The organism is Aureimonas altamirensis (assembly GCF_023702225.1).
In the GTDB taxonomy this organism is placed as follows: Bacteria; Pseudomonadota; Alphaproteobacteria; order Rhizobiales; family Rhizobiaceae; genus Aureimonas; species Aureimonas altamirensis_B.
The window spans coordinates 227,673-245,238 of the sequence record NZ_JAMQCO010000009.1 but is presented as its reverse complement, the minus strand read 5'-3'; the positions used below and the strand labels follow the sequence as shown (position 1 = coordinate 245,238).

The following is a 17,566-nucleotide window of genomic DNA, read 5'->3' as shown; positions in this document are numbered from 1 at the left end:
GATGTTCACGTGCGGCTTGTTACGCTCGAATTTGCTCTTGGCCATGTATCGGTTTCCTGACGCTTAGCTCTGTGAGAACTGCGGCGCGACATATAGGCTTGCAATGGGAAAGACAAGCGTCTCGCGGTTGACGGCCCGATTACCGGCTGCGACGGGCCGAGGAAGGTGGCCGGGCGGCGGCATCGTGGACTGGCGGAGTGGAGCGGGTAGCGGGAATCGAACCCGCGTATTCAGCTTGGAAGGCTGCTGCTCTACCATTGAGCTATACCCGCGCACGTCCGAAACGCCATACCTTGCGAGGCGGTGGTGGAGGGAGTTGGATTTGAACCAACGTAGGCTAAGCCAACGGATTTACAGTCCGTCCCCTTTAACCACTCGGGCATCCCTCCGTACCTGCCTTGCCGGAGCCTGGCATGGAAGCGGCGCCGCCGATGGGCCATCGCTGCTTCGGGCGGCGTTATGAAGAGGCGGGACCCTTCTGTCAACAGGGCGTCGCGCAAAAGCGGCGCGTGGCCGCACAGGTCATTGTTCCGGCGCGCGAAACCGCACGGCCGGACGCTTCCACGAACGCTCCAAACCCGGTATGAGCGGGCATGAACGATCACCCGTCCCACACGCCCAAAGATTCGCATTACGCCCGGCTGCGGCGCGCCCATCGCGACCGCGCCCGCGAAACGGCGCCCGCTGCCGAAGAGGGCATCGTACGCCTGTACGGTCTCCACACGGTCGCTGCGGCCCTCGCCAATCCGCAGCGCAAGGCGATTCGCCTGCGCGTGACGCGTAACGCGCTGAACCGCCTTGGCATCGAGGCCGACTCCATCTCCTGCCCGGTCGAAATCGTCGATCCGCGGCAGCTGGACGGCGAACTCGGCGGCGATGCCGTACACCAGGGCGTGCTTCTGGAAGCAGAGCCGCTGCCGGGCCGCGGCCTTGGGCAACTAGGCAGGACGGATCTCGTGCTGGTGCTCGACCAGGTGACCGATCCGCACAATGTCGGCGCGATCCTGCGCTCGGCCACGGCCTTCGGCGCCGGTGCGGTCATCACCACCGGCCGACACTCCCCGCAGGAATCGGGCGTGCTGGCCAAAGCCGCGTCCGGTGCGCTGGAGGAAATCCCCTATATCCAGGTCGTCAACCTCGCCGACGCTCTCGAAGGCCTGAAGCGCGACGGCTTTCAGGTTATCGGGCTGGACTCGGATGGTCCGCTTGCGCTGGAGCCCGCGTTCGGCGCGGGCAAGGTGGCGCTCGTCCTCGGCAGCGAAGGCAAGGGCCTTCGGCAGAAGACACGGTCGACGGTGGACGCCCTGGCTCGCCTCGAAGTGCCGGGCGCCATCCGCTCGCTCAACGTCTCCAACGCGGCCGCCGTATCGCTCTACGCGGCGCGGCGCTACCTGTCGCAGGCCTGAACAGACCGGTCTTTCGGGCAATCGGACAGCAGCCGCCGCGCGGCGCGTGCTTCGGCGCGGCGGCGCACCTCGCGGATGGACAATAGCGTCGATGCAGCGTGCGACGGCGCGGAAGCACGCTCGCGTCGGCGCAACCGCTCCAGCACGAGCAGCTCGAACATCAGTCGCCGGCGGAGCTGCTCCACCTCCCTCGCCTGCCGCTCCAGCCGTATTTCCTGCATATACACGTGGCCCTGTCGCGTTGCCCTGATGCGATTGTGTCAAATGGGAGACGCGGTTGTGAAAAGCGCGCCTTATCGACGCCATTATTCGTAGCGGAAGCGCCCGTCAGATGCCATGCTGCGCACGGATCACGGATAACCATCGGGAGATACCGTGACAGGGAGGGGTTCTTGCGGGCGCTACTTGCATTTTCGCGCGCGGTCGACCGGCTGAATGCCGGCTTCGCGGTGATCGCCGATTATCTCGTGCTGTTTGCCGTGCTGATCAGCGCGGGCAACGCCGTCTCGCGCTATCTCTTTCACGTCAGCTCGAACTCGATGCTGGAAATCCAGTGGTACATGTTCGCGGGGATGGTACTGCTCGGGGCATCGTATACGCTCAAGCTGAACGAGCATGTGCGGGTGGATCTCGTCTACTCCGCCCTGTCGACCCGCAACCGCCTGCTGGTGGACATCTTCGGCTTCCTCGTCCTGTACCTGCCGGTGATCTTCTATCTTTTCTGGCTGTGCTGGCCGTTCTTCTGGCGCTCGTTCACCACCGGCGAAACGTCGATGAATGCCGGTGGCCTGACCCTGTGGCCGGCGAAGGCGACCCTGCCGCTCGGCTTCGGCCTTCTGTTCCTGCAGGGCCTGTCCGAACTCATCAAGCGCTTCGCGGCCCTGCAGGGCTTGATGACCCTCGAAACGCGCTACGAAAAGCCGTTGCAATAATACCCGCCGCGACCGCCGGGGAGGAGACTTAAGACGCATGTTCGAATATGGCCCCATGCCGCCGCTGATGTTCGGCTGCATGATCGTCTTTCTACTGATCGGGTTTCCCGTCGCCTTCTCGCTGGCAGCCGTCGGCATGTTGTTCGGTGTCCTCGGCATCGTCTTCGATCATTTCAGCCCCGCCTTGCTGAACGCCCTGCCGCTGCGCTTCTACGGAACGATCTCCAACGACCTCTTGCTGGCGATACCGTTCTTCACCTTCATGGGCGCGATCCTCGAGCGGTGCGGCCTTGCGGAAGACCTTCTCGAGGGCTCCGGGCAATTGTTCGGCCCACTGCCCGGCGGGCTCGCCTATGCGGTCATCCTGGTCGGGGCGGTTCTCGGCGCGATCACGGGCACGGTTGCGGCCTCCGTCATCGCGATGGGCGTCGTGTCGCTGCCCGTCATGATGCGTTACGGCTATAATATGCGTCTGGCGACCGGCGTCATCGCTGCATCCGGCACGATCACGCAGGTCATCCCGCCATCGCTCGTGCTCATCATCCTGGCCGACCAGCTCGGCCGTTCGGTCGGCGACATGTATGCCGGCGCGATCGGGCCGTCGATCCTGCAGATCCTGCTGTTCCTGGCGTTCATATTCGTCCTGTCGCGCCTGAAGCCCGAGATGATGCCGCCGCTGCCGCCGGAGGCGCGCACCATGAGCGGCTGGAAGCTGCTGTGGCGCGTCGCCAAGGCGATGGTGCCGTCGCTGGCGCTGATCTTCGTCGTGCTCGGCACGATGTTCCTGGGCCTCGCCACGCCGACCGAAGCGGGCGCGATGGGCGCCGTCGGCGCCATGATCCTGGCCGCCATGCATCGCCGCCTGAACTGGCGCCTGATCCGCGAGGCGATGGCGATGACGATGCGGCTGACTGCAATGGTCGTCTTCATCCTGCTCGGCGCCACCGTCTTCAGCCTCGTCTTCCAGGGCATGGATGGCGGGCACTGGATCCAGTATCTCCTGTCTCACATACCGGGCGGCGCGGTCGGCTTCCTGATCTTCGTCAATATCTTCATCTTCTTCATCGCCTTCTTCCTCGATTTCTTCGAGATCGCCTTCATCGTGGTGCCGCTGCTGGTCCCGGTGGCCGAGGCGCTGGGCATCGACCTGATCTGGTTCGGCGTGCTGCTCTGCGTGAACATGCAGACGTCCTTCATGCACCCGCCATTCGGCTTCGCGCTTTTCTATCTGCGCGGCATCGCGCCGCCGCAGGTGAAGACCTCGGACATCTACCTGGGGGCGATACCCTGGCTGTGCCTGCAGCTTGTCCTGGTGGCGATCCTGATCTTCTGGCCGGAATCGGTGACATATTTCCTGACGCCCGAGACCGTCGTCGACCCGGCGAGCATCCAGCTGAACATTCCGATGCCCGGCGAAACCGGTGGTCCGGCCGCTCCGCCAAGTTTCGGTGCGCCGCCTGCGCCGAGTTTCGGCGCCCCTCCAGCGCCCAGCTTCGGCGCCCCTCCCGCGCCGAGCTTCGGAGCTCCCAACTGATCGAAGGAAAAGGGGCCGAAGCCCTCCTTGGGCAGGGGTTTGGGACACCAGCCTAGAGCCGCCATGGCGACCGCATATTTCTTTGGCTGATTTCTTTTTTAGTGCACTCTCAGTACCCAAGGGGGGCCTCTTTCAAAGACGTGCTTGCGCTATTTTTTATAGATCGCGTAATATGTGTACCATGGGTGCACCAAAAAAATATAAGCTGAAGAGCATTCTCGAAGCCGTCCCTGCCGGTTTCGTCGTGGATGCACCATGGCTGGAAGAACATGGCGTCAGTCGATTCCTGACCCGCAGATATATAGAGAGCGGCTGGCTGGAGCGCCTTGAGCGCGGCGTATTCCGCCGTCCGACCCCGCAGCCGGCCCCGCTCGACTGGCAGACCTGCCTGCTCTCCATACAGCATATCATGAACTACACGGTCCATGCCGGTGGCAGCACCGCACTCGGCCTGCTAGGCCATATCCACTACCTGCCGCTCGGCACGTCCCGGCCCGCATGGCTGTATGGCGACGCCATACCATCCTGGCTGGCACGCCTTCAGCTCGACGCGCCGATAGCGACGCGCAGCCTTTCCCTGTTCAGCGACCCGGACCTCGGCCTTACCGAAAACAAGTCGGCGGATGCGACCACTTTGCCGTGGGGTTGGGCCATGCGGATATCCTCCCCGGAACGCGCCATCCTCGAAGCCCTCGACGAACTGCCGGAGCAGGAGAGCTTCCATAATCTCGATATGGTGTTCGAAGGGCTCACCACTCTAAGCCCGCGTCGCCTCGCAACGCTCCTCAGGAGCTGCCGCAAAATCAAGGTCCGTCGACTGTTTTTCGTGTTCGCCGACCGCCACAAACATTCCTGGCGCGAACGTCTCAAGGCAGAGGATTTCGACCTCGGCAGCGGCGACCGCGCGCTCGTGAAGGGCGGCCGAATACATCCCCGATACCGGATCATGGTCCCTCCGGAATTCGTCCAGGCAAAAGAAGAGACCGATGGCCCGTGAACCTTACGCCGCGCAGGTATCCCTGCTGGTGCGCCTCCTGCCAATCATCGCGAGGGAAAAGGCTTTTGCCCTTAAAGGCGGCACAGCCATCAATCTTTTCTACCGCGATATGCCACGCCTGTCAGTCGACATCGACCTGACCTACCTGCCGGTGCAGGGCCGCGCCGAAAGCCTTGCCGACATCAATAAAACGCTCGACCGGATCATGACCGCCGCCAGCCGTGGCATCGCCGACCTTGTTGCGTGGCGCATCGACGGCGGCGGCAGCGGCGCAACCCGCATCCGCGCTCGCCTCGGCGGCGCCGAAGTCAAAGTCGAAACCTCGCCCGTCACGCGGGGCGTCGTCCACGACCCAGAAGAACGCGCCGTCTCTGCAACCGTGGAAGACGAGTTCGGCTACGCTGCCGTGCAGGTGGTCTCCTTCGAAGATTTGTTCGGCGGCAAGCTCCATGCCGCAATGGACCGTCAGCACCCGCGCGACCTGTTCGACGTCAAGCTCCTCTATGAGAACGAGGGGCTTACCGACGAGCTCTTCCGTACATTCCTCGTCTACGTTGCCAGTTCGCCACGTCCGTCGCACGAACTGCTCCGGCCGACGCTGAGCAATCTCGATCAACCATACGCGCGCGAGTTCGTCGGTATGACGAACATCCCTGTCACTCTCGACGATCTCATAGCCACGAGAGAACGCCTCATTGCCGATATCCGCACACGCCTTGATGCTAATACCCAGAAGTTTCTGATCACGCTACATGACGGCGAACCGGACTTTGAAGCCATCGGCCTTCCGCAGGCGGCAGCACTTCCAGCTGTGCGCTGGAAGCTGATGAACCTGAAGAAGCTCGGGGCCGAAAATCCTGACAAGCACAAGGCACACAGGGAAGAGCTCGATAAGCTCTTTATCTGAAGGTGAACCAGACGCTGAAAAGAAGCCTTCCTGGCGTTTTGATACGCCCGGCCCAATGCCTTTAGAAGCCGCGCACGCATTCGGAACTTCCGAAGGGGCCGAGCGGCCCCTTCTCCCTTTCCCGTGTGTGGCATGCCGGGAGTTGCTATTTGCCCGCCGCCTGCTGCCCGTAGACATAGGTGTCGTAGGAGTATTCGGCGACGCGGAACCACTCGTAGGTCTGCGAGCGGAACTGGCTCCAAGGCTCGTAGATGGCTTTCCATTTCGGGTTCTCCTCGTTCAGCCGGGCGTAGAGCGCCATGGCCGAATCGTAGGAGGCGTTGAGAATATCGCGCGGCAGCGGCCGCAACTGGACGCCCTTGCCCACCAGGGAGCGGATCGCACTCATGTTCTTCACGTCGTACTGCGCCAGCATGTTGGTGTTGGCGGCGGCGGCCGCCGCCTGCAGGGCCGCTTTGTACTCTTCCGGCAGCGCATCGTATTGCTGCTTGTTGAACATGAAATGCACGGTCAGTCCGCCTTCCCAGAAGGCGGGGTAATAGTAATAGGGCGCGACCTGATAGAAGCCGAGCTTCTCGTCGTCGTACGGGCCGATCCACTCGGTTGCATCGATCGTGCCGCGCTCCAGCGCGGGATAGATGTCGCCGCCGGCAAGCTGCTGCGGCACGACGCCCAGCGGCTCCAGGACACGGCCGGCAAGACCGGCGATGCGCATCTTCAATCCGTCGAGATCGGCGACGCTGTTGATCTCCCTGCGGAACCAACCGCCCATCTGCACGCCGGTATTGCCGCCGGGCACGCCGACGACGCCGTAATCGGCCAGGAATGCGTTGTAGAGATCGTTACCGCCGCCCTGGTAGAGCCAGGCGTTCTGCTGGCGAGCGTTGAGACCGAATGGGATGGTTGCACCGATGGCGAAGGTGGGATCCTTGCCGACGTAATAGTACGCAGCCGTGTGACAGGCTTCCACCGTGCCGTCTTGCACGGCATCCAGCGCGGACAGGCCGGGCACGAGTTCACCCGCCGGGAACACGTCGATGGTGAAGCGGCCTCCTGTCAGCGCCTTCACCGAGTCCGACAGGCTTTTGGCGCCACCGAAGATGGTATCCAGCGTATTCGGAAAGCTGGACGTCAGGCGCCAGCGAATTTCCGGCTGGCTCTGCGCCAGGGCGGGCGTCGCCAAGGCCGCCATCGATGCGGCGCCGGCGCCTGCACCTCTCAAGAAACGACGTCTGTTCAAAGTCTTTCCCCCCTCAGCGGCGCTGGAGACTTCTCCAGCGCACGTTGAGAGTGAAGCTTAGACCTTGCATTTAAACAAGACGATTTTCGCGGCGGCTCCCGACGCTAGTTGCCGGCCGCCTGCCGGCTGTAGTTGTAGGTATCGTTCGTATATTCGGCCACGCGGAACCATTCGTAGCTTTGCGAACGGAACTGGTTCCAGGGATCGTAGAGCGCCTTCCATTTCGGGTTGGTCTCGTCGAGCTGCCGATACAGCGCCTGTGCCGAGTCGTAGGCCGCGTCGAGCACGTCGCGCGGCAGCGCGCGAAGCTGTACGCCCTTGGCCACCAGCGAGCGGATGGCCGTCATGTTCTTGGTGTCGTAGTCGGCCAGCATCGAGATGTTGCAGGCCTTTGCCGCCGTATCCAGCGCGGTTCGGTAGGACTGCGGCAGCTCTTCGTACTTGGCCTTGTTGAACACGTAGTGGACCGTCGGCCCCGCTTCCCAGAAGGCGGGATAATAATAATACGGCGCAACCTGATAGAAGCCGAGCTTCTCGTCGTCATAGGGTCCGACGAACTCGGTGGCATCCAGCGTACCGCGCTCCAGAGCCGGATAGACGTCGCCGCCGGCGAGTTGCTGGCCGACGACGCCGAGCGGGGACAGCACCTGCCCGGCGATGCCGGCAATACGCATCTTCAGACCCTTGAGATCTTCAACGCTGTTGATTTCCTTGCGGAACCAGCCGCCCATCTGCGTGCCGGTATTGCCGCCGGGCCGCGCCACGACGTTGTATGGCTCCAGAAACCGGTCGATGGCCTCGTTGCCGCCGCCGTTGTAAAGCCACGCGTTCTGCTGGCGTGCGTTGAGGCCGAACGGAATGGAAGAGCCGATGGCGAAGGTCGGATCCTTGCCGACATAATAGTAAAGCACGGTATGAGCGCACTCGACGGTCTGGTCCTGCACGGCATCCAGCGCCGACAGGCCGGGCACCAGTTCTCCGGCCGGAAAGACATCGACCTTGAACTTCCCATCCGTCAGTTCGGAGATCGTACGCGAGAAGAGCTGACAATTGCCGTACAGCGTATCGAGCGTGTTGGGAAAGCTGGAGGTGAGCCGCCATCGGATCTGTGGCGCCTCCTGCGCGATGGCGGGGGCGGCAAGCGCTCCACCGGCGGCCACGCCCCCGGCTGCTAACCCGGATTTCAGCAGAAATTGACGACGATCCATGTTTCCTCCCGACGCGGAACGTTTTTCCGACGCGGGATATGACGTCAGCCGACCGCCGAAGACAAGCAGGGATAGCGCTCTTGACTGACATTCGCATCGCCTGCGATTCTGGTGATGCAAGCCGCAGGCGACTGTGCTACATGCGCGCTCGGGCCGGCTTAGCTCAGATGGTAGAGCACCTGATTTGTAATCAGGGGGTCACGGGTTCGATCCCTGTAGCCGGCACCAACCGCACCTTGGATCGCGAGCGGGCATCTGCCGTCACTCGGAAGTGTTCGTCTGACGCCGAATGAAGCTGAACTTGCCCTGAGGCTCAAGGATGCCCCAGGCGACATCGTCCATCGTAGCAATGCCCGATTGTCGCATCTCGCTTTCCACCTCGGCGCGGGTCACCCTGTCTCGACGCAAATTATCCTCGATCAGGCATCCATCTCGAATGACGATGCGTGGCTCTCCGTCAAGGAGCCTTTCGGCGCGCGGGCCGGCGCCGAGCGGGCCGTAGGAGTAGCGAAAGCCGCCTTCACCATAGGCCTCGTTCGCGGCAGCGGGGATCATGCTGTTCTGCGTCTGGCGACGCCATAGGTGCGGCTCCACGGCAAGCACGACGTCTGCAATGTCGCGCTTTGCCGAAACATCGATTGAGACTTCGAAGAAGATACCGTTTCTGACGATAGCCGGGGCACTGACGGACATTCGTGCCGCAGACCCTTCGATGACATGGGGCGAAGGCATACGCCCGCCCATCAATCCCGTCAGCGCAACTCCGAGGAATGCGGCCAGCAGCAGTATAGAGAGCGGGCTGGCGTGGCGGTGCAATGCGCTTCGCGGGCTGGCGTGTCCGGCGTGTAGTCCATCTGGATAACTCACCATGAGCGATGCCCGCCATTCGGCTTCTGGACAGATGTCATTCGGCTACGACCCATGAAAAATTAGGGGCGTGAGAGCGGCAAGCAATCCCTCTGCCGCCCCAGTTCGTCGCACCGACGGAACGGAGCGGACCGGCGCTCCTTATCCCGTTCGACGAAGCAAGGAGGATACGATGTCCAGGACAAGCAATGTCGGCGAAAACCCCAACGACAAGATGCCGGATGGCAACCCGTTGAAACCGGGTGAGGTCGTGACCGACGACGATGCCAGCTCGGCGGAGATGGAGCGTGAAGTCGAGGAAGACCTCGACGAGATGGACGAGGACGGTGACGCCGAGGACATCGACGATGTCGGCGCCGAGGGCCTGCGCCTGCCGGGCGATGAAGGCCACCACCGCCCGGCCGATGAGGAAGACGAGCAGCCGGGACTGGCCTGAGCCCGATCGCAGGATACGAACAGGGGCTCGCCTCGGCGGGCCCCTGCGGGCAAGCCCAGGCCGGTCCGCTACGACAATTGACCGCAGCGACGGGGCAGCGTCATGCGGAACGGTTGTCGACCCCAACGCTTCCTTTGCTTCGACACAGGAGGCAGCCATGCCAAGCGAAAAACATGATACCGGGAACAGGCCGGACGAGCGTCCGACACCGGGAAGCCAGAACCGTCCGATGACGGAAGAGGAAAAACTGGATACATCCCTGGAAGATACCTTTCCGACATCCGATCCGGTTCCGGCAAGCCATGTGGACGGCCCAGAGGTGGTTCATACGGATCGACCGAAGGCCGACAGGGGCCCAGCGGAGCGGAAGGGCTTGTCGCCGACCTACGATGACGGTGTCGAAGTCGGAGAGGAAGATGCTCCGCTCGACGATGCCGGCAATCCTTTGAACGACGAGGCCGGAGCAGGCCGGCGATGAGCATCACCGACAAGGGATTGTCCATCCTCGTCTTTGCTGCCTATCACCGGCTGGCCAGTGGCGAGAGCGTCAGAGACGTCGTCCTGAGAGACGGATCGGGCCATAAAGCCGATCCGGACGGCGTATCGGAACTGGCGAACGCCGAATTGATCGAAGTCGACGCCGATCGCGCCAGGCTGACCGATCGTGGCGTCGAAGCGCTGGACCGGCTGATAGACGCCATTCGAGCGGCTTAGCGCTCCAAGCAGGCGGGATAGCTACGGGAAGATATCGAAGCGGCCATCGCCGTTCCTGTATCAGCCGGCGCTACCCGCCTGATCCCAGTTCGGCAAACTGCGCGTCAAGCCGAAGCTGGGCCGGATCGGGGTCGGCGAATCCCCCGTCGACCAGCCCGTTGCGCCAACCGTGCCAATAGGCGCGAGAAACCCCATCCAGCGAACATGGGGTACCGCTGAGCCCGTCAAGATAGCCGCACAGCACTTCTCCTTCATCCAAAGTACGAAACTCCGCGACGGTTTCGACGGGTTGAAAGATCTGCACGGAGAACGACCCCTTCACCAAATGGGATACCCGCCCGACACCGGGGCTTTTACTGACCCCACCGGGGCCTTCAGAATAACGGCGCCTGGCCGCATCGTCATCCTCCTGCCCTGTCAGAGTCCAGGGCCGACGAATGGCCGGGCTGCTCCAACAATGAGGCCCTTCGATGAATCATACATTGTCGCCGTTCCCCGCCGATACGCAATTGCAGCAAGAGGCCGTATCGCACACGCCGTCCAAGACGCCGCCGTCGCGGCGCGTTCGCTCAACCACCCGGTCCGAGGAATATGTGGCGCGCCTCGCCGTCGCCGATTCGGTCCGCGACGACGCCTTTCGCGTCCGCTATCGCAGCTATGTGGCGGGAGGACATATCGAGCCGAATGCATCCGGCCTGTTCAAGGACATCTACGACGACATGCCGAATGCCAGCACCGTCGTGATCTACGATCGCGATGTCGCCATTGCATCGGTGCGAACCTGCACGCTGGCGCGCGGAACGGACCTCACCTCGCCGGCGCGCGACGCATTCCGCGACGAGGTGGACGATTTGTTGAACCGGGATACAGGCAGCCCATTCTCGGGCCGCGGCATCGAGGTTACGCGCCTTGTCCGCAGTCCGGAAGCAGAGAACAACCAGGGGCTGGTGTTCCTGCTCTATCGCATGGCCGGATACGTGGCCTTGTGCGCCCATAGCCAGGTGCATCTGGCCTGCGTCCGCGCCAACCACGCGCCCTTCTACCGCCGGCTCGGTTATGAGGCGGCCTCCGACCTGCGTCCCTATCCCGGGCTGAGTTGCCCGATGCGCCTCATGGCGAGCGATCGCGTCCGTTACGACAAGGTGCGGCAGGCCGTCCCCGCCATGGACCCGCTGGCCGGCTCCACCGGCAATCTCGACGGCTTCTTCAAGGGCGAAGCCGTAACCCTGTCGCTGAAGGGAGCCTGAGCGATGCTCCAGTTTCTCGTCATCGTCTTCGCCATCATTCCCCTCGCCTCGTTCAGCTGGGGCCTGCAGCGACATTTCCGCGCGCCGGACGGCATGCCATCGGGCATGCGCGCCCTCACCGCCGCCAGCACCGTGGCCACGCTCCTGTTTCTATACCTCGTCGTCAGGGGCGATATCGCAGGCGCGCCGGCCGCATGCTTCATCGCCCTCGCCTGCGCGTCGACGGCGCTGTTCTGGTGGGCGGTCCGGACGACAAGCCACCGGCCGCCGCAACTGGCGCACAGCGAATCCGATCCCGATGCACTGCATCAGGAGGGCCCCTATAAATTCGTGCGCCATCCGTTCTATCTGGCCTACTGCCTGTTCTGGTTCGGTACGGCGGTGGCTGCGGGCGGAATACAATGGCTGGTCGCAGCTCCTTTAATCATATGGTATTTCGCAATTGCAAAAACCGAGGAAAGACGGTTTCTCAATACATCGATGGCGGCGTCCTACGCGGAATACCGGCGTCGGACCGGAATGATCGTTCCAAGGGTGCACGGGATGCTGCGGCGGTGATGCGTTGGAATTCAGTCAAAGCCTTGTCGGGGGAAGGCGCAGCTACGCTGCGCCGCCTCCTCCGGCTGAAGCCTCCGGAGTCGCGCCAGGAAGACGAAACCCTCCGCGACCAGGCCAGCCTGCTATTCTACCTGAGCATGCTCTTCGCGGCGACGGGCGTCGTCAACGCGGTCTTCATTGTGCTCAACTTCCGTCCCCTCGAGCGCCCGCTGCTGCCGCTGGCGGGCGTCGTCATCCTGTTCATCTACGCCTTGATCCTGCATGCGGCGATGAACTGGCGACGCACCAACCGGGCATTCGCCTACCTGAAACGCGCATGCTTTCTCTACGTCGTACTCGGCATCGCCTGGGGCGCCTTCATCAACCTGCTCGCCTATTATGGCGATACGGGGCGGCACGCCCTGATCATCGGCCTTGCGCTGGGTGTCGTATCCACGCCGATCATCTGCGTTCCAGCCATCGTGGCCTTCAGCTTCTTCGTGCCGGTCGCAGTCCTGTCGGTCGTCGCAGTCGCATTTCTGGGCATGGCCGATACGGTCACGGCCATCGCCTTTACCTGCTATACGCTCTACGCCATCGTGGGCATCATCTGTACGAACCTTGCCTTCGACGGCCGCTCCAGAGCTCAGGCCGCGCTACGGCGCGAGATCGCCACGGTGAACATCTTCCTTCGGGAATACCAGGAGGGCTCTTCCGACTGGCTCTGGGAAACGGATGCGACGGGCCGTCTGCGGTCCGTTCCGACAAACCTGGCGGACGTTGCCGACAGCAATGCCGATGCGCCGGCCGAACGGCGCCTCGACACCGTCATGCAGGCGTCGGAGGAAGCCGACCGCCATCCGCAGCTTGCCGATCTCATCGACAGAGGCCTCGCCTTCCGCGATATCACCGCCACCGCGAAGAGCGGCGCGCAGCAGCGCTGGTTCGCCTTGACGGGACACCCGGTGCATAGCGACGATGGGCGGGTTACCGGTTTCCGGGGCATCGGCCGCGATATCACGGAGCGCTACGAGGCAGACCTGAAGCTCGCCTACCTGGCGCGCCACGACGGTTTGACCGGCCTTCTCAACCGCAAGGCCTTCGTGGCCCTGATCGAGGATGCCTGCCGCGGCGACGGCCGCTTCGTGCTGGTCAGCATCGACCTCGACGACTTCAAGAATGCAAACGACACCTATGGCCACCACCTCGGCGACGAGTTGCTGGCAACCGTCGCGGATCGTATCCGGTCCACCCTGCGTCCGACGGATGCGGCGGGGCGGCTCGGCGGCGACGAATTCGCCGTGCTGTTTGTTGACATGGACATGGAGGACGGCATCACGGCGGCGAAGCGGCTGTCGGACCTCATCACCGCTCGCATGGTGCTGCACGGACGAAGCGTGAAGCCGAGCGCCAGCCTCGGCGTCGCGGCATCGCAGGACGAAGCGATGGATGCCTCGCGCCTGTTCTTCATGGCCGACCTCGCGCTGTACAAGGCGAAGGCCGAAGGCAAGGGTATCGTCTGCGGCTTCACGCGGGCGCTGGAGGACGAATATCATGCCCGGCTGCTCCAGGAGGGCGAGCTGGCCGACGCGATCGATGGCGGCCACATCGCGGTCGTCTACCAGCCCATCGCCGATCTCTTCACCGGCCAGGTCGTCTGCCAGGAGGCGCTCGCGCGCTGGTGGCATCCTGACCGGGGCTCCGTATCGCCTGAAAAGTTCATCCCCGTGGCGGAGGCCAGCGGCCTCATAGACCGGCTGGGAGAGCTGGTTCTGCGGCGCGCCTGCCAGGCCGCCACAAAGTGGCCGGGCACCGTGCAGGTGAACGTGAACCTTTCGCCGCAACAACTGGCCAGCGGACGTTTTCCGGGCCTGCTCGCCGACGTCCTTGCGCAGACCGGCCTGGCGCCATCCCGCCTAGGGATCGAGATAACCGAGAATATCTTCATCGACTTCTTCAACGAGGCGCTGGACCAGCTCTCACAGATCAAGGCTCTCGGCGTCAAGCTCGTGCTCGACGATTTCGGCACCGGCTATTCCTCGCTGGGCTACGTCCGCAGGATCAATGTCGACGGCCTGAAGATCGACGCCAGCTTCCTGCGGCAATTGCCGGACCGCAAGGTGGAGGCCATCATCCGGACCGTTGCCCGCCTGACGGCCGACCTCAATATCCACCTGGTGGCCGAAGGCATCGAAACCCATGCGCAGCTTCAGTGGCTACGGGCCAACGGCATCCATTTCGGCCAGGGTTACCTCTTGGGAAGGCCGCGGGAAGACCCGCCCATGGAGCAGATCGACATCGTTCCCTGACGCGCGATCTACGCCGCGCGCGTCACCTGTGCATCGCCCCTCTCCTGCCGGGGCGGCAGGATGCGCGCCGGGATTCCGACGGCGGTATGATAGGCCGGCACATCCTGCAGGACGACCGCGTTGGCGCCGATGACGGCATGGTCGCCGATCGTCACGTCGCCGAGAATCTTGGCCCCCGCGCCGATATCGACATGCCCTCCAAGCCTGGGCGACCCGGTTTCGCCGGCTGCCAGCGTGACCTGCTGGAATATCATGCAGTTGGGCCCGATGCGGCTGTCGGGGTGTATGACGATGCCGTTGGGGTGCGGCATCAGGAAGCCTCCGCCGATATCGGCTTCGAGGTTGATTTCCGCCTGCGTCACCACGGACCAGAAGCGATGCGCGTTCTTCCACCACAGCCGACGGACCGAGCGTAGCAGCCCGGTCGAATGCGACGCCTTCTGGTAATTCCGGATCGCCTGCATCAAACGCCTGGACGGATCCCAGAAACGCTGCGGCTCTTCCCGCGACCAATCGGCCCGGGACGCCGAAACCTGCTCAACACCCACCTTTGCCATGCGCCGAGACTCCCTGGATACAACGCTCTTGATCGGCGTACTCCATGGGAAGCTATCTCTGCTGGAAGCCTAAACGCGCAAGGGTTGAACAGTCCCCACTTTCGGTTGAGGTTGCGCCCCAAATCGTCAGATGGGCGTAGTATCGTATAGCTAATTGCAGTTGGAACCCCGCCTGCGCTTGCAGGTTGCGCTTGAGACCCTACGAATCTCTTTATCGTGAACGGAGGACATACGCATGGGCATTTTCGACCGCATCAAGAATGCAATCTGGGGCGAAGCCGAGGCAGCGGAGCCGGCGGCAGCTCCAGCCTCTACGCCATCGGCGGACGTACCGCCGCCCTCGTCGCCGGCATCGACGACGCCGGCGCCGTCCGCTCCGGCCACGCCGGCGTCCTCCACCGGCACTCCGCCGGCGGCATCGACCGGCAATGCGCCGGTGGACATCGGCGTGGTGCTGGACAATGCGGTTTCGAAAAGCGGCCAGCAGTTGAACTGGCGAACCTCCATCGTCGATCTGATGAAGGCGCTGGGGCTCGACAGCAGCCTTTCCAGCCGCAAGGAACTGGCACAAGAGCTCGGCTATACGGGCGACACGAACGATTCCGCCACGATGAACATGTGGCTGCACAAACAGGTGATCCAGAAGCTGAAGGACAATGGCGGCAAGGTGCCCGCCGACCTGGCCTGACCCAAGCCGACGACACGCGTCGTCCGAACGTGACAGGGGCGACCCGCCTCTGTCACGTCGCGCGTGACTTGACGGCCGATTTGGTGTAGGAGGCACGCAGGATCCGGCAAACTTCGAGCATGCGGTGCTTCCGTTGCCGGCGCACCCCTTGCCCTATCGAACCCATTGCCGTTGGATTGCGGAGCGCGATCCTGCCTTCATAAGGATTGCCGACATGCCGTTTCCCGCCACCAATGCCGCGCTTGCGCGCGCCCTCGCCACACGCTCCTACGACGAGCCGACTGAAGTGCAGGCCGCCGTGCTGCGCCCGGACGCGGAGGGCCGAGACCTTCTGGTTTCCGCACAGACCGGCTCCGGCAAGACGGTAGCCTTCGGACTTGCCATCGCATCGACCCTTCTGGGTGACGCGGAGCGGTTCGAAGCCGGCTCCGCCCCGCTGGCGCTGATCATCGCACCGACCCGCGAGCTGGCGCTGCAGGTACATCGCGAGCTGACGTGGCTGTATGCCGAAACGGGCGCCTCCATCGCCACCTGCGTCGGCGGCATGGACCCACGCACCGAGCAGCGCCGCCTGCGCGCCGGGTGCCATATCGTGGTCGGAACGCCGGGCCGCCTGCGTGACCATTTCGAACGCGGTGCGCTGTCGCTGGCCTCGTTGCGTGCCGTCGTGCTGGATGAAGCGGACGAGATGCTGGACCTTGGTTTCCGCGAAGATCTGGAACTGCTTCTCGAAGCGACGCCGGACGACAGACGTACGCTTCTGTTCTCGGCCACGCTGCCGAAATCCATCGTCAGCCTGACCGGCCAGTACCAGACCAACGCTTTGCGCATCCAGACGAGCAACGGCACGAAGGCGCATGCCGATATCGCCTACAAGGCTATCCGCATCCTGCCCAACGAGACCGAACATGCGACCGTCAACCTGCTGCGCTACCATGACGCCGGCAGCGCGATCGTCTTCTGCAACACGCGCGAGGCCGTGCGCCGCCTGCACGCCAGCCTGGTTGAGCGGGGCTTTACCGCCGTCGCCCTTTCCGGCGAACTGGGCCAGAAGGAACGCAATGCCGCCATGCAGGCCCTGCGCGACGGGCATGCGCGCGTCTGCGTCGCGACCGACGTCGCGGCGCGCGGCATCGACCTGCCCAATCTTGGCCTCGTCATCCATGCCGAGCTGCCGTCCGACAGCGAAACGCTGCAACATCGCAGCGGCCGCACGGGCCGCGCCGGCCGCAAGGGCGTCTCGGTGCTGCTGGTACCGCCGGCGCGCCGCCGCAAGGCCGAGCGACTGCTGGCCGAAGCGAGCGTCCGCCCGCAATGGGGCCCGGCGCCCTCGCCGGACGACATTCGCCGCAAGGACGAGGAGCGTTTCCTGTCCGATCCGGTGCTGACCGGGGAATCCACCGAAGAAGAAACCGCGCTTGCGGAAAGGCTGGCCGACGGCCGTTCGCCGCTGGAGCTGGCTGCGGCCCTGGTGCGGCTGTACCGCCAGAAACTGCCCGCCGCCGAGGATATCGGCGATCCGGGATTCGACATGGGCAAAGGCCGTCCGGAGCGCGAAGGGGCCCCTGCCGCGCGTGGGCCCGTCGGCGAGACGGTCTGGTTCAAGCTGGGGGTCGGCCGCAACGCCAATGCGGATCCTCGCTGGCTGCTGCCGATGATCTGTCGTCGCGGCAAGATCAGCCGGCAGGAGATCGGCGCGATCCGCATCTTCGAACGGGAGACGCGTTTCGAGGTGGCGGAATCCGCGGCAAGCGGTTTTGCGGAAGCGGCGCGCCATGCCGATGGCGACGACGCCGCGATCACGCCGAGCACCGCGCCGGACGCCAGGATGTTCTCCAAGCCGCCTTTCGGCAAGCAGGGCAAGCCGGCCTATTCGAAATCCGGAAAGCCTGCATCGGGCAAGCCTTCTTTCGGCAAGCCCGGCTTCGGCAAGCAGCGCAATGCCGGAGCCAAGGTTCATCGCAAGGGCCAGGCCGCCGGCTGACCC

Annotated in this window: 19 protein-coding genes and 3 tRNA genes; 14 read left to right on the top strand and 8 right to left on the bottom strand. The window is 63.7% G+C overall.

Annotated elements, in window-relative coordinates; all coding sequences use genetic code 11:
- Positions 1-198: 198 nt before the first annotated feature.
- Positions 199-272 (bottom strand) — tRNA-Gly (locus NDN16_RS16395).
- Between the two features lie 32 nt (positions 273-304).
- Positions 305-389, bottom strand: a tRNA-Tyr gene (locus NDN16_RS16390).
- 204 nt (positions 390-593) lie between these two features.
- Between NDN16_RS16390 and NDN16_RS16385 the strand changes: the two genes are divergently transcribed.
- Complete coding sequence (locus tag NDN16_RS16385) at positions 594-1,406, top strand: TrmH family RNA methyltransferase (protein ID WP_251114535.1); 813 nt, start codon at positions 594-596, stop codon at positions 1,404-1,406.
- On the opposite strand, the gene NDN16_RS16380 is transcribed toward NDN16_RS16385, so the two are convergent.
- A complete protein-coding gene (locus NDN16_RS16380; protein WP_251114534.1) occupies positions 1,388-1,633 on the bottom strand; it encodes a hypothetical protein in 246 nt (81 codons plus the stop codon). The genes NDN16_RS16385 and NDN16_RS16380 overlap by 19 nt on opposite strands.
- A gap of 165 nt (positions 1,634-1,798) precedes the next feature.
- Here NDN16_RS16380 and NDN16_RS16375 point away from each other — a divergent pair, with 165 nt between their 5' ends.
- From NDN16_RS16375 to NDN16_RS16360, 4 genes are all read left to right on the top strand, one after another.
- A complete protein-coding gene (locus NDN16_RS16375) occupies positions 1,799-2,338 on the top strand; it encodes a TRAP transporter small permease subunit (RefSeq protein ID WP_251114533.1) in 540 nt (179 codons plus the stop codon).
- A 37-nt stretch (positions 2,339-2,375) separates the two neighbouring features.
- The gene (locus tag NDN16_RS16370; protein ID WP_251114532.1) at positions 2,376-3,872 is read left to right on the top strand and encodes a TRAP transporter large permease; all 1,497 of its coding nucleotides are present in this window, start codon (positions 2,376-2,378) and stop codon (positions 3,870-3,872) included.
- An 82-nt stretch (positions 3,873-3,954) separates the two neighbouring features.
- A complete protein-coding gene (locus NDN16_RS16365) occupies positions 3,955-4,869 on the top strand; it encodes a type IV toxin-antitoxin system AbiEi family antitoxin domain-containing protein (protein ID WP_353050223.1) in 915 nt (304 codons plus the stop codon).
- The gene (locus NDN16_RS16360) at positions 4,859-5,776 is read left to right on the top strand and encodes a nucleotidyl transferase AbiEii/AbiGii toxin family protein (protein ID WP_251114531.1); all 918 of its coding nucleotides are present in this window, start codon (positions 4,859-4,861) and stop codon (positions 5,774-5,776) included. The genes NDN16_RS16365 and NDN16_RS16360 overlap by 11 nt, the downstream gene beginning before the upstream one ends.
- Before the next feature lie 145 nt (positions 5,777-5,921).
- Here the strand turns inward: NDN16_RS16360 and NDN16_RS16355 are convergent, their stop codons facing one another.
- Complete coding sequence (locus tag NDN16_RS16355; protein WP_251114550.1) at positions 5,922-6,968, bottom strand: TRAP transporter substrate-binding protein; 1,047 nt, start codon at positions 6,966-6,968, stop codon at positions 5,922-5,924.
- 152 nt (positions 6,969-7,120) lie between these two features.
- Positions 7,121-8,224, bottom strand: coding sequence for a TRAP transporter substrate-binding protein (locus tag NDN16_RS16350; RefSeq protein WP_251114530.1), 1,104 nt, complete (start codon positions 8,222-8,224; stop codon positions 7,121-7,123).
- A gap of 152 nt (positions 8,225-8,376) precedes the next feature.
- Here NDN16_RS16350 and NDN16_RS16345 point away from each other — a divergent pair.
- A tRNA-Thr gene (locus tag NDN16_RS16345) sits at positions 8,377-8,452 on the top strand.
- Between the two features lie 33 nt (positions 8,453-8,485).
- Here NDN16_RS16345 and NDN16_RS16340 read toward each other — a convergent pair.
- Entirely contained in the window at positions 8,486-8,917 is a 432-nt protein-coding gene (locus NDN16_RS16340) for a YetF domain-containing protein (RefSeq protein ID WP_251114529.1), read from the bottom strand.
- Positions 8,918-9,263: 346 nt separating this feature from the next.
- Here NDN16_RS16340 and NDN16_RS16335 point away from each other — a divergent pair, with 346 nt between their 5' ends.
- The 3 genes from NDN16_RS16335 to NDN16_RS16325 all read left to right on the top strand — a co-directional run bounded on the left by NDN16_RS16335 (position 9,264) and on the right by NDN16_RS16325 (position 10,241).
- A complete protein-coding gene (locus tag NDN16_RS16335) occupies positions 9,264-9,527 on the top strand; it encodes a hypothetical protein (RefSeq protein WP_251114528.1) in 264 nt (87 codons plus the stop codon).
- Positions 9,528-9,684: 157 nt separating this feature from the next.
- Positions 9,685-10,005, top strand: a complete 321-nt coding sequence (locus tag NDN16_RS16330; RefSeq protein ID WP_251114527.1) for a hypothetical protein — start codon at positions 9,685-9,687, stop codon at positions 10,003-10,005.
- On the top strand, positions 10,002-10,241 hold the full coding sequence (locus NDN16_RS16325) for a hypothetical protein (RefSeq protein ID WP_251114526.1): 240 nt from the start codon (positions 10,002-10,004) through the stop codon (positions 10,239-10,241). The genes NDN16_RS16330 and NDN16_RS16325 overlap by 4 nt, the downstream gene beginning before the upstream one ends.
- A gap of 70 nt (positions 10,242-10,311) precedes the next feature.
- On the opposite strand, the gene NDN16_RS16320 is transcribed toward NDN16_RS16325, so the two are convergent.
- Positions 10,312-10,545 carry a hypothetical protein gene (locus NDN16_RS16320; RefSeq protein ID WP_251114525.1) on the bottom strand — a complete coding sequence of 78 codons (234 nt, stop codon included), beginning with the start codon at positions 10,543-10,545 and terminating at the stop codon, positions 10,312-10,314.
- 166 nt (positions 10,546-10,711) lie between these two features.
- Here NDN16_RS16320 and NDN16_RS16315 point away from each other — a divergent pair, with 166 nt between their 5' ends.
- From NDN16_RS16315 to NDN16_RS16305, 3 genes are read left to right on the top strand one after another with little or no spacing between them, the layout of a single operon-like run.
- Positions 10,712-11,488 carry an N-acyl amino acid synthase FeeM domain-containing protein gene (locus NDN16_RS16315; RefSeq protein WP_251114524.1) on the top strand — a complete coding sequence of 259 codons (777 nt, stop codon included), beginning with the start codon at positions 10,712-10,714 and terminating at the stop codon, positions 11,486-11,488.
- Positions 11,489-11,491: 3 nt separating this feature from the next.
- Positions 11,492-12,046, top strand: a complete 555-nt coding sequence (locus tag NDN16_RS16310) for a methyltransferase family protein (RefSeq protein WP_251114523.1) — start codon at positions 11,492-11,494, stop codon at positions 12,044-12,046.
- Positions 12,046-14,334: a putative bifunctional diguanylate cyclase/phosphodiesterase gene (locus NDN16_RS16305; RefSeq protein WP_251114522.1), complete on the top strand. Its 2,289-nt coding sequence runs from the start codon at positions 12,046-12,048 to the stop codon at positions 14,332-14,334. Before NDN16_RS16310 ends, NDN16_RS16305 begins: the two co-directional genes overlap by 1 nt.
- Before the next feature lie 8 nt (positions 14,335-14,342).
- On the opposite strand, the gene NDN16_RS16300 is transcribed toward NDN16_RS16305, so the two are convergent.
- Entirely contained in the window at positions 14,343-14,891 is a 549-nt protein-coding gene (locus NDN16_RS16300; protein ID WP_251114521.1) for a serine acetyltransferase, read from the bottom strand.
- A 235-nt stretch (positions 14,892-15,126) separates the two neighbouring features.
- On the opposite strand from NDN16_RS16300, the gene NDN16_RS16295 reads away from it, so the two are divergent.
- Complete coding sequence (locus NDN16_RS16295) at positions 15,127-15,579, top strand: DUF3597 domain-containing protein (protein WP_251114520.1); 453 nt, start codon at positions 15,127-15,129, stop codon at positions 15,577-15,579.
- Between the two features lie 214 nt (positions 15,580-15,793).
- A complete protein-coding gene (locus NDN16_RS16290; RefSeq protein ID WP_251114519.1) occupies positions 15,794-17,563 on the top strand; it encodes a DEAD/DEAH box helicase in 1,770 nt (589 codons plus the stop codon).
- The last annotated feature ends 3 nt before the right edge of the window (positions 17,564-17,566 follow it).

What these genes read in the sequence shown, in the direction of transcription:
- NDN16_RS16355 (WP_251114550.1), bottom strand. Translation starts at nt 6,968, where the DNA reads ATGGCGGCCTTGGCGACGCCCGCCCTGGCGCAGAGCCAGCCGGAAATT.
- NDN16_RS16305 (WP_251114522.1), top strand. Translation starts at nt 12,046, where the DNA reads ATGCGTTGGAATTCAGTCAAAGCCTTGTCGGGGGAAGGCGCAGCTACG.
- NDN16_RS16315 (WP_251114524.1), top strand. Translation starts at nt 10,712, where the DNA reads ATGAATCATACATTGTCGCCGTTCCCCGCCGATACGCAATTGCAGCAA.
- NDN16_RS16295 (WP_251114520.1), top strand. Translation starts at nt 15,127, where the DNA reads ATGGGCATTTTCGACCGCATCAAGAATGCAATCTGGGGCGAAGCCGAG.
- NDN16_RS16360 (WP_251114531.1), top strand. Translation starts at nt 4,859, where the DNA reads ATGGCCCGTGAACCTTACGCCGCGCAGGTATCCCTGCTGGTGCGCCTC.
- NDN16_RS16330 (WP_251114527.1), top strand. Translation starts at nt 9,685, where the DNA reads ATGCCAAGCGAAAAACATGATACCGGGAACAGGCCGGACGAGCGTCCG.
- NDN16_RS16300 (WP_251114521.1), bottom strand. Translation starts at nt 14,891, where the DNA reads ATGGCAAAGGTGGGTGTTGAGCAGGTTTCGGCGTCCCGGGCCGATTGG.
- NDN16_RS16325 (WP_251114526.1), top strand. Translation starts at nt 10,002, where the DNA reads ATGAGCATCACCGACAAGGGATTGTCCATCCTCGTCTTTGCTGCCTAT.
- NDN16_RS16350 (WP_251114530.1), bottom strand. Translation starts at nt 8,224, where the DNA reads ATGGATCGTCGTCAATTTCTGCTGAAATCCGGGTTAGCAGCCGGGGGC.
- NDN16_RS16290 (WP_251114519.1), top strand. Translation starts at nt 15,794, where the DNA reads ATGCCGTTTCCCGCCACCAATGCCGCGCTTGCGCGCGCCCTCGCCACA.
- NDN16_RS16370 (WP_251114532.1), top strand. Translation starts at nt 2,376, where the DNA reads ATGTTCGAATATGGCCCCATGCCGCCGCTGATGTTCGGCTGCATGATC.
- NDN16_RS16385 (WP_251114535.1), top strand. Translation starts at nt 594, where the DNA reads ATGAACGATCACCCGTCCCACACGCCCAAAGATTCGCATTACGCCCGG.
- NDN16_RS16335 (WP_251114528.1), top strand. Translation starts at nt 9,264, where the DNA reads ATGTCCAGGACAAGCAATGTCGGCGAAAACCCCAACGACAAGATGCCG.
- NDN16_RS16340 (WP_251114529.1), bottom strand. Translation starts at nt 8,917, where the DNA reads ATGTCCGTCAGTGCCCCGGCTATCGTCAGAAACGGTATCTTCTTCGAA.
- NDN16_RS16310 (WP_251114523.1), top strand. Translation starts at nt 11,492, where the DNA reads ATGCTCCAGTTTCTCGTCATCGTCTTCGCCATCATTCCCCTCGCCTCG.